This window comes from Sediminibacterium sp. TEGAF015 (genome assembly GCF_025997995.1).
Taxonomy (GTDB): Bacteria; Bacteroidota; Bacteroidia; order Chitinophagales; family Chitinophagaceae; genus Sediminibacterium.
Map to the genome: position 1 here is coordinate 599,076 of NZ_AP026683.1, position 15,420 is coordinate 614,495.

The following is a 15,420-nucleotide window of genomic DNA, read 5'->3' on the forward strand; positions in this document are numbered from 1 at the left end:
TATCAGCGGCTTAGGTGGATTATTGTTTGTTGGTCTTGAAATTATACCCATTTGCTTCTGTGGATTGAAACATTGCTTATTTTTAAAAATATTCATTCATAAATCAATGTCTCATGTTTTCCAGAAGAAAGTTTTTACAAGTTGGTAGCCTTGGTTTAGGCAGTTTTTCCTTGGCAGGTTTTGCACCCAAATATGCCGGTAAAAAACCAATTGTTTTGTCTACCTGGGACGCTGGTATCCGGGCCAATAAAGCCGCCTGGAATGTTTTAAAAAATAATGGCCGTGCATTGGATGCGGTTGAGCAAGGCGTAATGGTTACCGAGAATGAATTGAATTGCTGTGTAGGCTTAGGTGCGAATCCTGACAGAGACGGATTTGTGACTCTTGATGCATCCATTATGGATGAAAATGCTAATTGCGGCAGTGTGGCCTGTCTGGAAAGAATCAAGCATCCGATTTCAGTAGCGCGAAAAGTCATGGAAAATACGCCGCATGTAATGTTAGTGGGTCAAGGTGCTCAGCAATTTGCGCTTTCTCAGGGCTTTACATTGGAAAAAGATGGCTTATCTGAGGGTGCTGAACGCGAATACAAAAAATGGTTGCAAAAAAGCGAATACAAGCCTGCTATTAACCGCGAAAACAAAGAGAATAAACCTAATAATCAAAATGATTTAGCTGCTATAAATCATTCAAATTCAATAATTTCTGCTCCCGCTCGTTTGTCTGACGGATCCTGGAACCACGATACCATTGGTATGATTGCGTTGGATGCCCAGGGCAATTTAAGCGGTAGTTGTACCACTAGTGGAATGGGTTTTAAAATGAGAGGTCGCGTAGGCGATTCCCCTATTATTGGCGCTGGATTATTTGTAGACAATGAAGTGGGTGCTGTAGTAGCTACAGGTCAGGGTGAAGATATTATCCGAATTGGCGGAGCGCACACGGTAATGGAATTTATGCGCCAGGGTTTGTCTCCTGAAATGGCCTGCAAAAAAGCAATTGAAAGATTATTAAAAGTAAAGGGATCCAAAGCAAAGGAAATTCAGGCTTGTATGATTGCGATTAACAAAGATGGTATTTACGGCGGATATGCTTTACAAAAAGGATTCAATTTTGCCGTTTGTTATGCAGATGATAAAAATATTTTAGTAGACAGTAAGTTTTTGATTTAATACTTTCCATTTTCAATCTAAACCTCTGAACGAATCATCAACATGTTATTAGAAATCTGTGTTTTCAATACCGCTACTGCAGTTGCCGCAGAAAATGCGGGTGCTGACCGAATTGAATTGTGCGAAAATTATGCCAATGGCGGAACCACACCTTCTTATGGATATTTAAAAACCGTAAGAGAAAAAATATCAATTCCTGTATTCCCGATGATTCGCCCACGTTGTGGAGATTACTTTCATTCTGAAGATGAAATTGAAATCATCCGAAAAGATATTCTGCTTTGCAAGGAATTGGGATTTGAAGGTGTTGTTTTTGGTTTACTGAATCAGGATGGCTCCATAGATAAGGAAAATACTACCCGATTGGTGGAAGCAGCCTATCCCCTTGATGTAACTTTTCACCGTGCATTTGATCGTTGTATTAATCCGTTAGAAGCCTTGGAAACCATTATTCAGTGCGGATGTACAAGAATTTTAACCAGTGGTCAGCATCCCAAAGTGACCGATGGCTTGTCTCTTGTGAAAGAATTGGTGGAAAAAGCTGGTGATAGAATTATTATCATGCCCGGCAGTGGTTTGAACAGCAGCAATGTAAGAAGCATCATTGATACAGCAGGTGTTTCTGAAGTGCACACTTCTGCCAGAACCAGGGTTCCAAGCTCAAGCTCATATCAAAATCCTCTTATGCCCGAAGACTTTGATATTGATTTTGTGGATGCAGAAGAGATCAAAAAAATTCAGTCTATCATCAAAGGATAATAGACTGAATCAAATGATTGAGTGCAAACCAATTCATGTATGCTTGCAAACGGTTAGGAAAGTATAGATTAATAAAGCATTCTAACTTTAATCGTGTGCTTAACTAATTTCAGTAATTCCACTGCTTTATTAGATAGTTTTTTATCAATATCAAGTACTACATAACCAATGGATTCATTGGTTTTCAGGTACTGACCTACGATGTTTATTTTGTTATTAGACAAAGCGGTATTAATGGCACTTAATACACCAGGAACATTGTGGTGTATATGAAGGATTCGATGCGTTCCTTCAATTGGTGGTAAGCCAATGGCAGGTACGGTATGTGAGCCGTTGGTAATCCCTCTTTCCAGATACTGAAATAATTTAATGCTTACATCTTCTCCAATATTCTGCTGTGCTTCTTCCGTTGATCCTCCTATATGAGGTGTAAGAATTACATTGGATAAACCCTGCATGGGGCTTTCAAAATGATCCCCGTTTTTTTCAGGTTCCCAAGGAAAAACATCGATGGCAGCACCACTGACATGTTTTTCTGTGATGGCATTGGACAATGCTTTTAAGTCTACCACTTCTCCCCTTGCATAGTTGATTAAAATAGCGCCTGGCTTCATTTGCCTGATTGCATTTTTATTAATCATCATTTTAGTTTCCGGTGTTTCCGGAACATGCAGGGAAACAATATCGGCTTGGTTCAATACTTCTTTCATGTTCTTTGCGGCAGTAGCATTGCCCAGCGGCAATTTGGTTTCTGTATCATAAAACAACACTTTCATGCCCAGTGCTTCTGCTAATACACTTACCTGAGAACCAATATTTCCGTACCCGATTAAACCCAGTGTTTTGCCTCTCAGTTCATAACTGCCCTTGGCTTCCTTCATCCAGACTCCTTTGTGTGCAGCTATGTTTTTATCGGGGATTCTTCTAATTAGCATAACGGCTGCACCAATTACCAATTCAGCCACACTTCTTGTATTACTGTAAGGTGCATTAAAAACGGCAACCCCTTTTTGCATGGCAGCATTCAGGTCAACTTGGTTTACGCCTATACAAAAACAACCAATTGCCTGTAGCTTTACTGCGGCTTCCAATACCTTCTTGGTTATCAGCGTTTTAGAACGAATACCTAAAATATGTACGTCTTTAATTTCTTTAATTAATTCTGCCTCGCTTAATGCGCCGCTTAACTTACGAACATTGGTATATCCATTTTGCTTAAACTGTTGTACCGCTTTTTCACTAATATTCTCTAAAAAAAGAATATTAATTCGGTCTTTGGGATAGCTGGTATTTGATTGCTTGCTCATACTTGCAAAATAATGTTATCTACTTGTATACCAAGGCCATAGTTTTCCACGTTGGATGAATAAGCAAAGGCTACAATTATCTTTGCACAAATTCTAACCCTATACAACATAAATGCAGCGTTTGATGATAGTTCCCGTATTCAGTTATTTGTTATTGGCTTGTAGCGGTTCCCCCGCCCCTGCAAAAGATACCATCAGTGAAGGGAAGCCCGTTGTTTACAATAGTTTAAAGTCTGGTGAAAAAAATTATTATGCCAATGCAATAAAACCTTTGTACGAAAAACAACTGGTAAAGACTGGCTTTAACGGAGCCATTTTAGTGGCTAAAAATGGAGAAATTGTATTTGAGGACTACCGGGGAATGATCAATTTTGCTACACAGGAACCTATTACCTCCTCTTCTACTTTTCACGTAGCTTCTGTTAGTAAGACATTTACGGCAATGACCATATTAAGATTGATGGAGCAAGGCCGTCTCGAATTGAATGACCCAGTAGAGAAATACCTACCCACTTTTCCTTACAGAGGAATTACCCTACAATTATTGTTATCTCACCGCTCAGGATTACCCAAATACGATCAGTTAATGGCGGGTACCCGCTCTTATACCACCAGAAGAAAAAATCGAAGAGGAAGATGGGTAAAGCAAACGGTGTATGTGAAAGATCCTGTAAGCGTTACGGGTTTAAGCACCAATAATGATGTATTGCGTTTTTTAGCTGGAACCCGCCCTGCACCTGAATCTCAGCCTAACAGAAGATATAGTTATAACAACACCAATTTTGCCTTGCTTGCCTTGGTGGTTGAAAAAATTACGGGCCAAACTTTTCCGCAATACATGAAAGACAGCGTTTTTACTCCCCTCGGAATGAAAGATACCTATGTCTTTAGCATGAAAGATACCGGCAACTATATTCCTTCCTACACCCCCGGAAAAAAACCTTACCCCCTTGAAAAACTGGATTGTATTTACGGGGATAAAAATGTGTATAGTACTGTCCGTGACTTATTGGCCTGGGATAAAGCCTTGTATCAGGGAGAATTTGTAAGTATAGCAACACAGGAACTGGCTTACGAGCCCCTTAGCAATGAAACCAGGGGAAAAAAGAACTATGGATTGGGCTGGCATCTGTATGTTGATCCCCCCAACCCTACTATAGTTTACCATAATGGATGGTGGCACGGCAATAATGCCGTTTTCAGAAGGATTATCGGGGATACCGCAACCATCATCATTCTAGGCAATAAATTCAACAGTAATATCTGGCATGCAGGTAAAATGAGTTCTGTTTTTACAGATTCTGAGGTTCCGGATACGGATGAGGAATAATAATTATGCTCATACCGCGTTTAATGTAGCACCAAAGGGCTAGAACCCTTATTTTTGCCAACCTTAACAATTTAACTCTGACACAAAATTGCTTATGAACAATCTATTGTTTTATGCCGTTCCGGCTATGGGAGTCATCGGACTTCTTTACACCTTGATTAAATTTAACTGGGTTTCCAAGCAGGACGCTGGTAACGCCAGAATGAAGGAAATCAGCACTTTTATTGCAGAGGGTGCTATGGCATTCTTAAAAGCTGAGTGGAAAATCTTAGCTTATTTCGTAGTAATCGTTGCTATATTATTAGGTTTCATGGCACAGTCTAATGAAGACAGCCATTGGAGCATTGCCATTTCATTCTTTATTGGTGCGGTTTTCAGTGCCACTGCTGGTTACATTGGAATGAAAGTAGCTACCAAAGCAAACGTACGTACTGCTGAAGCTGCTAAAACCAGTTTGAGTAAAGCATTAAATGTATCCTTTACTGGTGGAGCTGTGATGGGCTTAGGCGTATCTGGTTTGGCTGTACTAGGATTGGGTGGATTGTTCCTAGCATTGAAGGAATTTTTCTTTGTTTCTGGTGATCCGAAAGAAATGTTAAAGACCATTGAAGTATTAACTGGTTTTTCATTAGGTGCTGAAAGTATTGCCTTGTTTGCACGTGTGGGTGGTGGTATTTATACCAAAGCTGCTGACGTAGGTGCTGACTTAGTTGGAAAAGTAGAAGCAGGTATTCCTGAAGATGATCCACGTAACCCTGCTACCATTGCTGATAACGTGGGTGATAACGTAGGTGACGTTGCTGGTATGGGTGCTGACTTATTTGGTTCATATGTTGCAACCGTTTTGGCTACGATGGTATTGGGTAATGAAGTAACCGCTGCTGATGGATCCAGATTAGTGGATGCATTTGGTGGTTTGTCTCCTATTTTATTACCAATGCTAATTGCAGGTATTGGAATTATATTATCTATTGTAGGTACCCTATTCGTTAGAATTGGTGAATCTGCCGGTTTACATACAGCTGTAGTACAAAAAGCATTGAACATGGGTAACTATGGTTCTATGATTTTAACGGCTATTGTTTGTTACTTCTTAGTAGGAAATGTATTACCTGAAACCATGACACTAAGAGGTGCAGAATTTACCAGAAACGGAGTGTACGGTGCAATCGTAGTTGGCTTAGTGGTAGGTACTTTAATGAGTATTATTACTGAGTACTATACTGCTATGGGCAAGCGTCCTGTTTTAAGTATTATTCGTCAGTCAGCAACAGGTCATGCTACCAATATCATTGGCGGTTTGGCTATTGGTATGGAAAGTACTTTCTTGCCAATTATTGTATTGGCTGGTGGAATTTACGGTTCATTCCTTTGTGCAGGTTTATACGGTGTGGCTATTGCTGCAGCAGGTATGATGGCAACTACAGGTATGCAATTGGCCATTGATGCATTTGGTCCTATCGCAGATAATGCAGGTGGTATAGCTGAAATGAGTGAATTACCAGGTGAAGTGCGCGAAAAGACAGATATTTTAGATGCTGTGGGGAACACAACTGCTGCTAGTGGTAAAGGTTTTGCTATTGCGTCTGCAGCTTTAACTGCATTGGCTTTGTTTGCGGCTTTCGTAGGTGTGGCTATGCCAGACAATCAGCATATCGATATTTATAAGGCTGATGTATTGGCTGCTTTATTTATCGGCGGTATGATTCCATTTATCTTCTCTTCTCTTGCTATTAGAGCAGTTGGTGAAGCGGCTATGGCTATGGTGGAAGAAGTGCGTCGTCAGTTCAGAACCATTCCAGGCATTATGGAAGGAACTGGTAAGCCTGAATACGATAAGTGTGTGGCCATTTCAACTGAAGCTTCTTTGAAGAAAATGATGATGCCAGGTGCTATCACTATTATCTCTCCATTGTTGATTGGTTTCTTATTAGGACCTGAAGCATTGGGCGGATTCTTGGCGGGCGCTACTGTGAGTGGTGTATTGATGGGTATCTTCCAGAACAACGCCGGTGGTGCTTGGGATAATGCTAAGAAGTCTTTTGAAAAAGGAGTAGAAATTAATGGTGAAATGTATTACAAGAAGTCAGAGCCACATAAGGCTTCTGTAACTGGTGATACTGTAGGTGATCCATTTAAGGATACATCTGGTCCATCAATGAATATCCTTATCAAATTGATGTCAATCGTTTCTTTGGTAATTGCACCTACATTGGCACATATGCATCCAACAACAAATGCTGCTACCAAAGTAGAGAAGAAAATTGAAATCAGCATTGGCGGTCAGGATTCAGGAATGAATGTTACCGTTACCGGTGAAAAAGATGGTTTAAAAGACCTAATTGAAGCATTGAAAACTGATGGAGTGGTAAGCAATCCTGAGAATGTAGATATTCAGATTAAAGATGGTAAATTAATCATCAATGGTACTGCACAATCAGATGAAGTTTATAAAAAGTACGAAAAGTTTTACATGAGTATTGGTGAAAAAGGTATTGAAATTAAAGCCTCAGAAATCAAGAAATAATTAGCGTTTATTGCAAAGAAAAACCCCGAAAATTTCGGGGTTTTTTTATGTAAGCAAGCAATCGAAAAACTACCATTTGTCTACTTCTTCAGTAGCAGTGTCATTTACCACAGGAGCGTCGTTAGCTGGCGCTGCTGCAGATGGTGTGAAAGCAGTTGCAGGTTCAGCCAGTGGCGCCTCATTTGCTTCTGCATGTTCAGGTACATAGTTTTCACCTTCTCCCTCTCCTTCTGGATACTCATGATTAAATGCATCAAAATCAAAATCAGGCATTAGATCTGTTTTAACAAAATCTACTGCTTCTCCCAGTGCTTTAATAAATTTATTAAAGTCTTCTTTGTACAGAAAAATTTTGTGACGGTCATAACCATTGTTATCAAAGCGTTTGCGGCTCTCTGTAATGGTTAAGAAGTAATCGTTGCCACGTGTTGCCCTTACATCAAAAAAGTAAGTTCTTCTCTTTCCTGCACGGATGCGAGTGCTGTACACACTCTCCATTTTTTTGTCGTTGTTCTCGTACGCCACAGTTATTAGTGTTTGGTTAACAGTTTGTTAATGGTTAAAAATAGGAGTTGTTTCGGAATTACCAAAAATTTCCAGTAAATAATCAACAAAAATGTAATTCGTTATTTGGCGTTGCAACACTAAATGTCTGCACTTTGCTGTACAGAAGCTTCCAGCTGCATTCTGTATAGTTCTGCATAGTAACCGTTCAATTGCATTAATTGATCATGGGTACCCTTCTCTGCCATTTTTCCGTCTTCAAGTACAATGATCTGGTCAAAATGAAAACCAGAAAAAATACGATGTGTAATTATGATGGCTGTTTTGTCTTGTAAGTAATTGTACAAATGGCCAATAATATGTTTCTCTGTTTTGGCATCAACAGCACTTAAGCAGTCGTCGAACACAATGATTTCCGGATTTTTAATCAAAGCCCTGGCAATAGAAATTCTTTGCTTCTGGCCTCCGCTTAGTGTTACTCCGCGCTCTCCTATCATGGTTTCATATCCGTTTTCAAAGCCCATGATTTCATTGTGGATGCTAGCACTTTTGGCGGCTTCTTCTACCCTTTCAATGGGTGTATCCGGAGAAACTCCAAAACGGATATTATTGGCCACAGTATCACTGAATAAAAATATGTCCTGTTGTACATAGCTGATATTCTTGCGAAGTTTTTCTAAACTGTACATATGCAGCGGTTTTGATCCCACTGTAATACTTCCTTTATCAGGCTCATAAAATCGCAATAACAATTGTGCAAGCGTAGATTTTCCACTTCCCGTTTTTCCTAATACCAGGATTTTTTCGCCCCGGTTAATTTGTAAACTTAACTGCTGAATGGCTTTAATTCCTGTATCAGGATAGGTAAAATCTACTTGTTTAAATTCAATGGTCCCTGATACCATTTCATCAGGCAAAACGGTTGGATGATCCTTAATGGCTGGCTCAAGTTGCAAAAATTCATTCAGTCTTTTTTGTGAAGCAGCAGCCCGTTGTATCATACTTGCTGTCCAACCGATGGCACTAACCGGAAATGTCAGCATATTGATGTATATCACAAACTCAACAATGGTACCCACTTTTGAAGGGTCCTGCATGGCTTGCATTCCACCCAGAAAAATGGTAATTAATGTACTGATGCCAATCATCAATGCCATACTAGGAAAATACAGGGCTTCTACTCTGGCAAGCCCAATTGCATTCTGCTTGTATTTTTCGCTGTTTTGATTAAAGAAACCGAACATGGCTTTTTCCTGAACAAAAGACTTTATAACTCTGATGCCGGAATAAGATTCCTGGGCATTGGTGGTTAAATTGGAAAGATCTTCCTGAATGGATTCACTCTTTTTATTAATGATACTATTGACTTTGTATATGGTAATGGCTAGTAAAGGAAGCGGGGCCAGAACGAGTAAAGTAAGGTTTACATCTTTACTTAACATATTAACGAGACAAAATCCAATTAATGTAACCAGATTGATCAGGTACATAACAGCCGGTCCAGTGTACATCCTTACCCTGCTTACGTCTTCGGCAATTCTGTTCATTAAATCCCCTGTGCTGTTTTGTTTGTAAAATGCAGTATGTAAACGTTGGTATTGCTGATAAACTTCATTTTTCTGGTCAAATTCTATATGTCTGCTCATGACAATGATGGTCTGACGCATAAAAAACATTAGAACCCCTCTAATGATGGCTATTCCCAGAATACTCAGACTGCAAAAGGCAATCAGCCAGCCAAAACTCCAGTCCTTATTACTAACCAGGGCAATGAAACGGTTCACAATGTCTCCCTCAGCGTGGTAAACAGAAGCTGGCTTGGCGCCGGGAAGCTTTTGTTGTACAAGACTGATTACGTAACCGGTGATTTGTGGCGCTAAAACTGCAAAATAATTGGACGTAATTACAAAGAATATCCCAATAAAGAAACGCTTTCTATACTTCCAGAAATAATGATTTAATGAGGCTAATTCTTTCAAAAACTTTCAATTAGAATGCAAATATAGCTTCGAATGAAAATAAGTTTTGGATAAAAAAAAATCACCCCTTACTTTTGACGCGGAGAGCTGGCAGAGTGGTCGATTGCGGCAGTCTTGAAAACTGTTGACTGTAACAGGTCCGGGGGTTCGAATCCCTCGCTCTCCGCAAAAGAAAAAGCCCCGAGAAATACTCGGGGCTTTTCTATTTTTCTGGAGTGTCTCGTCCTAGTATATCGATACACAAAATGTAAAATATGCAGGACAATCAAGAGAATCAGTATGTTAAGCGAAAACAAAGTGATTACCCTTTGTCGCTAAAATTAGAGATTATTCAAGAAATTGAACGCGGTAAACTATCCACTAGAGGGGCCATGGTCAAGTATGGGGTGCAATCTAGGGCAACTATTATTGCCTGGTTAAGAAAATATGGGAACTTTAACTGGGAAAACCAAACTCCCTCGTATATGCCCAAAACCCCAGAGCAAAAGCTGCTCGAGATGGAATTAAAGATTAAGCTTCTGGAAAAGCAAAAAGCTTTTTTAGAACATCAAGTAGAGCAGGCAGATAAAAAAGCCATGATTTTCGATATGATGATCAATTTGGCAGAGAAAGAATATAATATTCCAATAAGAAAAAACTCCTCACCCGAACAATCGACCAATATCGATCAGAAAAAAAAGAAACGCTAACAGCTACCTGTGCGTTGTTCGGGTTAAGCAGACAGGTCTATTATCGCAGAATTAGGGCTACCAATAAAAGAAAGACACTAGCTCAGGAGGTAATTGATTTAATTGTTCCTATACGTAGAAGAATGCCACGAATTGGCACAAGAAAATTGTATTTCTTACTAAAGCCTAAATTGGAACTACTTGGAATTGGTCGAGATAAGTTATTTGCCATTATGAAAGCCAATCACCTAGAAGTAAAGCCTGAAAGGAGTTACAGGATAACAACTTTCTCTCACCATAGGTTCAGAAAGCATAAAGATCTGGTAAATGGATTATTTATCACAAGACCAGAACAAGTATGGGTGTCCGATATAACTTATATGCAATCTGCCATTGGACACCACTACCTTGCATTGGTTACGGATGCCTACTCAAAGAAAATAGTTGGGTATGACCTATCGAATAATTTACAAACGGAAGGGGTTTTAAGAGCAATGAAAATGGCTATTAAAACAAGAAAATATCGAGAAGCAGTACTCATACATCACTCAGACAGAGGCCTACAATATTGCTCCAATGAATATCAAAGGTTACTTAGTAATCATAAAATCACTTGTAGTATGACGACAGACTCTGACCCCTACTCAAATGCCATAGCTGAAAGAGTCAATGGAATCATTAAAAATGAGTTTTGTATCGAAAACTACAAAGTTGACCTAACTACTCAACAGCAAATTATTAAAGAAACCATTGACATCTATAATCAAGAAAGACCACACTATTCTTGCTCCTATTTAACCCCCAATCAAATGCATTGTCAATCTAAACTTCCTATTAAAACCTATAAAAACAAAAAAGGTAGCAGGAACGCTCCTGCTACCTTTGAATAAACTACTTTTATACTTTAATAACCGTATCGGTTATTTAGGACGGGTCAGAGTCTGAACCGTAGGTTCAAGCGGAGGAAAAAATAAAGAAAAGCCTAAGGCACACAGTGCCTGGGCTTTTTCTTTTGCCTCCCCCCCATTGGGATCAGCGAAGCTAATCCTCTGCAAGAGGGGGCGAAGCTAATCCTCTGCAAGAGAGAGCGAAGCTAATCCACTGAAAGTGGGGCGAAGCTAATCCTCTGCAAGAGGGGGCGAAGCTAATCCTCTGCAAGAGAGAGCGAAGCTAATCCACTGAAAGTGGGGCGAAGCTAATCCTCTGCAAGAGGGGGCGAAGCTAATCCATCAATTTCTTCGCTTCTGCGTCCTCATACTGATCTATCAATTCCATCAGTCTCTTTTTTAAATCGGAAGTTATTTTATCAAATCCCTTCTTTCCGTAAATATTATTCATTTCCCGCGGGTCACTCTTTAAATCAAATAATTCCCATCCTTCAACACGGGTATAAAATCGGATCAATTTATATCTCCCTGTGCTAATACCAAAATGAGGAGATACAGCATGTTCCCCATTTTCATAATAATGGTAGTAAATGGCATCCCTTCCCTTTTTTTGAAAACCTTTAACCAATGGCAAAAAGGATTTTCCCTGCATATCAGCAGGCACTTGAATATTAGCAGCATCCAAGATGGTTGGTGCAATATCCAGATTCATCACCAGCTGTTCATTGATGCTCCCTGCCTTAATTAAACCCGGGTAACGCATTACCATAGGGGTTCGAAAAGATTCTTCGTACATAAATCTTTTATCGAACCATCCGTGCTCACCCATATAAAATCCCTGATCGCTAACGTAAATGACTATTGTATTTTTTGACAAATTATTTTTGTCAAGATAATCAAGAGTGCGTCCGATATTTCTGTCTAAGGATGCTGCTGTAGCCAGATAATCTTGCATATACCGCTGATATTTCCATTCAATTAATTGTTTGCCAGTTAATTTTTTTTTATTTAAATCATTATTCAGAGAATCATAGTATTCCATATAATTCCTGCGCTGTTCAGCAGTCATTCTTTTTATAGAAAACTCCTTCTCCTCTTCTGCTTTGTTTTCAAACATTTTTAAATCGTACCCCATTCGCATGGTCTTATCAATGGTCATGTCTTGAACAGCAGCCGCAGCTCTTGATTCATAATTATCATAAAAATTATCTGGCAAAGGAAATCGGGTATTCGTAAATAGTCTTAAATCTCTTGTATCTGGCATCCAGGTTCGATGGGTATTCTTGTGACCAATAACCAGACAAAACGGTTTTGTACTGTCTCGTTTGTTCAACCAATCTTCTGCTACATCTTCTACAATATTTGCTACATAGCCTTCAATTCTTTTTCTTTCACCATTCATAAAAATAAAATCCGGGTTGTAATAACTACCCTGTCCTGGTAAAACCTGCCAGAAACTGAATCCTTCGGGATTTGACTGTAAATGCCATTTCCCAATCCATGCCGTTTGGTAACCAGCTTTACCTAATTCCTTAATGAAAGTATTTTGAGCGCCATTAAAATTAGCGCTGACATTGTCTTTAAATCCATTTTTGTGACTGTATTTACCAGTCAAAATAACAGCTCTGCTTGGGCCACAAATACTGTTGGTAACATATGCTTTGTTAAAACGAACACCTTCTTTTGCAATGCGGTCTATATTTGGTGTTTGCATGAATATGCTTCCATAAGCACTAATGGTTTGATAAGCATGATCGTCCGAAACAATTATGATGACATTGGGCTGTTGGGCTTGAATTGAAATGACCATTATCAAAGCCATCAAAAGCATGGAAAACAGTTTCATATGGATTGATTAGTGTAAATAAACTTAACACTTTTGTGCCAAAACACTACACGCGCACTTTTACTACCATTTTCTGAATCATCCCTTCTCCAATCATTGGGGCATGCACATCATCAGGAAAATAGATGGTAAAATATCCGGGCTTAATTGTAAAAAAGGTTTCAGGGGCATCTTCATAAAACAGAACATCTTTTTCTTCATTGTATTCACCTTTTGGTGTATGGCAATTGTTTCGGGATTTCCATCCAACTTTTTCCTCCCCTTTATATACAATTTGAATATCTATGAATTTATTATGGCATTCAAAATAATCAGTTGATTCTTTTTCACTAACCAATGATTCCGCTATCACTATGGCCCGAATATCATCTCCTTCCCATTGCGTTTCCCCAACTGGCATTTCCTCTATCTTGGAAGCTGCTATGAATGCCATTGCTTTTTCAAACCTTGGATGCAGGGTTTGGTATTTCTTCATTTGTTCCAAAGAATCTAAAATCATATAGTTAACGAATTAAATAAATACTTCCAGAAACAGGCGATTCCCCACTTCCCTGATTAATAATATAATAATACATACCCGTGGGCACTTCTTTCCCGTTTAATTTGCCGTCCCATCCTTTGAAATAAGGTTTTGTTTGAAATACAACCTGCCCGTATCTGTTAAAGATGCTAACAGAACTATTGGGATAAGTTTCTAGTCCGGGTACTTCCCATAAATCGTGAATGCCATCTCCATTTGGAGAAAAAGAGTTGGGCGGACTAATACGCACAAACACGCTTACTATCGTTGTATCTGAACTGGAAGGACATCCATTTATTCCATAAGCAGTTAACGTGTACTTCATTGTATTGGCAGGGTTAACCAAAGGGCTCAATGAATTCGGAGGAGTTAAATTAACCAATGGTTGCCAGGTTAATCCATTGTACTGCCCGTCTATTTTACCTGTCAATTGCGTACTATTTCCCTGCTTAATAATTTTATCAGGTCCTGCATTTACGGTTGGCGGTTTTATTACATGTACTGGAATAAAAAGGGTGTCTGTACAAGTCTGGGTATTTCTGATGATAACCTGGTATTGGGTAGTATCTATTGGCTTCACCCATATGGTTGGTCCGTTCCCTAAGGTTGCTCTACTAAAATTATACCACTCCTGTGTGGCGCCGCCAATTGCAGTGAGTTGTGTACTATCATTAAGGCAAATGACCGTATTGCCTGTATAACTGGCATTAATAGCGTTATAAGCAGTAACAAGAACAGTATCTGTAGAAGCACACCCATTTGAAGTGGACACCAAAACTAAATACCTGCCAGTATCTGATTGGTTAACGGCCGGAAGTTGCGGGTTCCTCAATGTAGATTTGAAATTGTTAGGGCCTGTCCATAAATACGATAAATCTGATCCTGAACCTGATGCTGCTGTAAAGTTAACTGGCCCTCCTATGCATTGGTTAATCACTTGTGTGCCTATTTTGGGGGCCTGTGTTTTTATTTCAACACTAATGGGTAAGGATGCTGTTTGACAGGAAGAAATTCCTGAGTAGATAACTTCACTAGCTAATAAACGATATTGATAAGTTCCAACATTGGTAGGCGTTCTGATGAAATTGGTTTGATTGGCATTGCTAAGGTTGCTCCAGTTCAATCCATTATCGGTGCTGATTTGCCACTGATAAAACGGATTGTTGTAACCCTGTCCCACTTCCATATTAAATAATATAGGGGTCTGTTCATTAAAACAAACTGATTTATTAAAAGTGCTTATACCGTCTATTTTAGCAGACATGGATGGACCGCAAGGCCTGAAAGTAATATCATCAATGGCCAAATCATTGCCACATCCGGCACCTGCATTGCTGGTGATTTTTAAAACAATGGAATTGGTATTTATTGGGGGCTTAAACAAGAATCCAAACTGATTAAAAGTCAGGACTGAACTTTCATTGATATTTCCTGTGCGATAGGTCTCTAATATTATTCCATTTGTGGTTTCAATGGTGAATGTTAAGTTGGGCTTTGTTCCATTTCCGCCACAACTAGAAGGCTTTAAAACATTGGCAACCCATGCCCCAAACTCGTAGGTGGTATTGCCACACAAGCCATTGATGGTTTCAACATAAAAAACACTGGGTGCATTGGTGGCATTGATTAGCATCATTTTGCCCTCCTCGTCTCCTGTATGGTCTTTGTTAATATCGTGCCAGGTATTGGTAAAACAACCCAAAGCGGCACTAACGATAGAATAATTGCCATCATTGGGACAGGCATTGGTAACATAACCCAGGTTGGTTATGCCAGGCTGTAGTGGGCCGGTTGGATTATTTTTATTTCCAAAACTAATATTAACAACAGGATTGCCAAGACTGCCGGTGCACAATTGTGCAGCAACTTCCGAATTGTAAAAAGGTATAAGGAATAAGAGTAAATATTTCACTTGCTTGCT

The 15,420-nt window shown here is 39.4% G+C and carries 12 protein-coding genes and 1 tRNA gene; 7 read left to right on the plus strand and 6 right to left on the minus strand.

Annotated features, from left to right (window positions below; genetic code table 11):
- Positions 1 to 113: 113 nt before the first annotated feature.
- Both TEGAF0_RS02735 and TEGAF0_RS02740 read left to right on the plus strand, forming a co-directional pair.
- Positions 114 to 1,172 carry an isoaspartyl peptidase/L-asparaginase family protein gene (locus TEGAF0_RS02735; RefSeq protein ID WP_264899870.1) on the plus strand — a complete coding sequence of 353 codons (1,059 nt, stop codon included), beginning with the start codon at positions 114 to 116 and terminating at the stop codon, positions 1,170 to 1,172.
- Between the two features lie 42 nt (positions 1,173 to 1,214).
- Positions 1,215 to 1,931, plus strand: coding sequence for a copper homeostasis protein CutC (locus TEGAF0_RS02740; RefSeq protein WP_264899872.1), 717 nt, complete (start codon positions 1,215 to 1,217; stop codon positions 1,929 to 1,931).
- A gap of 68 nt (positions 1,932 to 1,999) precedes the next feature.
- Here TEGAF0_RS02740 and serA read toward each other — a convergent pair whose 3' ends face one another.
- Positions 2,000 to 3,238, minus strand: a complete 1,239-nt coding sequence (gene serA, locus TEGAF0_RS02745; protein WP_264899874.1) for a phosphoglycerate dehydrogenase — start codon at positions 3,236 to 3,238, stop codon at positions 2,000 to 2,002.
- A 112-nt stretch (positions 3,239 to 3,350) separates the two neighbouring features.
- Between serA and TEGAF0_RS02750 the strand changes: the two genes are divergently transcribed.
- A complete protein-coding gene (locus TEGAF0_RS02750) occupies positions 3,351 to 4,568 on the plus strand; it encodes a serine hydrolase domain-containing protein (protein ID WP_264899876.1) in 1,218 nt (405 codons plus the stop codon).
- 94 nt (positions 4,569 to 4,662) lie between these two features.
- Positions 4,663 to 7,095 carry a sodium-translocating pyrophosphatase gene (locus tag TEGAF0_RS02755; RefSeq protein ID WP_264899878.1) on the plus strand — a complete coding sequence of 811 codons (2,433 nt, stop codon included), beginning with the start codon at positions 4,663 to 4,665 and terminating at the stop codon, positions 7,093 to 7,095.
- Positions 7,096 to 7,164: 69 nt separating this feature from the next.
- On the opposite strand, the gene TEGAF0_RS02760 is transcribed toward TEGAF0_RS02755, so the two are convergent.
- Both TEGAF0_RS02760 and TEGAF0_RS02765 read right to left on the minus strand, forming a co-directional pair.
- A complete protein-coding gene (locus TEGAF0_RS02760; RefSeq protein WP_264899880.1) occupies positions 7,165 to 7,620 on the minus strand; it encodes a PUR family DNA/RNA-binding protein in 456 nt (151 codons plus the stop codon).
- A gap of 119 nt (positions 7,621 to 7,739) precedes the next feature.
- Positions 7,740 to 9,578, minus strand: a complete 1,839-nt coding sequence (locus TEGAF0_RS02765; protein ID WP_264899882.1) for an ABC transporter ATP-binding protein — start codon at positions 9,576 to 9,578, stop codon at positions 7,740 to 7,742.
- An 81-nt stretch (positions 9,579 to 9,659) separates the two neighbouring features.
- Here TEGAF0_RS02765 and TEGAF0_RS02770 point away from each other — a divergent pair.
- From TEGAF0_RS02770 to TEGAF0_RS02780, 3 genes are all read left to right on the plus strand, one after another.
- A tRNA-Ser gene (locus TEGAF0_RS02770) sits at positions 9,660 to 9,744 on the plus strand.
- An 88-nt stretch (positions 9,745 to 9,832) separates the two neighbouring features.
- Entirely contained in the window at positions 9,833 to 10,267 is a 435-nt protein-coding gene (locus TEGAF0_RS02775) for a hypothetical protein (protein ID WP_264898973.1), read from the plus strand.
- 14 nt (positions 10,268 to 10,281) lie between these two features.
- Positions 10,282 to 11,136 (plus strand): IS3 family transposase, encoded by an 855-nt coding sequence (locus tag TEGAF0_RS02780; protein ID WP_264898971.1) that lies wholly within the window; start codon positions 10,282 to 10,284, stop codon positions 11,134 to 11,136.
- Positions 11,137 to 11,467: 331 nt separating this feature from the next.
- Here TEGAF0_RS02780 and TEGAF0_RS02785 read toward each other — a convergent pair whose 3' ends face one another.
- From TEGAF0_RS02785 to TEGAF0_RS02795, 3 genes are read right to left on the minus strand one after another with little or no spacing between them, the layout of a single operon-like run.
- On the minus strand, positions 11,468 to 12,979 hold the full coding sequence (locus TEGAF0_RS02785) for a sulfatase family protein (RefSeq protein WP_264899884.1): 1,512 nt from the start codon (positions 12,977 to 12,979) through the stop codon (positions 11,468 to 11,470).
- A gap of 46 nt (positions 12,980 to 13,025) precedes the next feature.
- The gene (locus TEGAF0_RS02790; protein ID WP_264899886.1) at positions 13,026 to 13,478 is read right to left on the minus strand and encodes a YhcH/YjgK/YiaL family protein; all 453 of its coding nucleotides are present in this window, start codon (positions 13,476 to 13,478) and stop codon (positions 13,026 to 13,028) included.
- 4 nt (positions 13,479 to 13,482) lie between these two features.
- On the minus strand, positions 13,483 to 15,411 hold the full coding sequence (locus TEGAF0_RS02795; RefSeq protein ID WP_264899887.1) for a gliding motility-associated C-terminal domain-containing protein: 1,929 nt from the start codon (positions 15,409 to 15,411) through the stop codon (positions 13,483 to 13,485).
- Between the last annotated feature and the right edge of the window lie 9 nt (positions 15,412 to 15,420).

Bases quoted from the DNA above. Each gene is read 5' to 3' on its own strand.
- TEGAF0_RS02775 (WP_264898973.1), top strand. From the start codon at position 9,833: ATGCAGGACAATCAAGAGAATCAGTATGTTAAGCGAAAACAAAGTGAT.
- TEGAF0_RS02740 (WP_264899872.1), top strand. From the start codon at position 1,215: ATGTTATTAGAAATCTGTGTTTTCAATACCGCTACTGCAGTTGCCGCA.
- TEGAF0_RS02790 (WP_264899886.1), bottom strand. From the start codon at position 13,478: ATGATTTTAGATTCTTTGGAACAAATGAAGAAATACCAAACCCTGCAT.
- TEGAF0_RS02755 (WP_264899878.1), top strand. From the start codon at position 4,663: ATGAACAATCTATTGTTTTATGCCGTTCCGGCTATGGGAGTCATCGGA.
- serA (WP_264899874.1), bottom strand. From the start codon at position 3,238: ATGAGCAAGCAATCAAATACCAGCTATCCCAAAGACCGAATTAATATT.
- TEGAF0_RS02785 (WP_264899884.1), bottom strand. From the start codon at position 12,979: ATGAAACTGTTTTCCATGCTTTTGATGGCTTTGATAATGGTCATTTCA.
- TEGAF0_RS02735 (WP_264899870.1), top strand. From the start codon at position 114: ATGTTTTCCAGAAGAAAGTTTTTACAAGTTGGTAGCCTTGGTTTAGGC.
- TEGAF0_RS02750 (WP_264899876.1), top strand. From the start codon at position 3,351: ATGCAGCGTTTGATGATAGTTCCCGTATTCAGTTATTTGTTATTGGCT.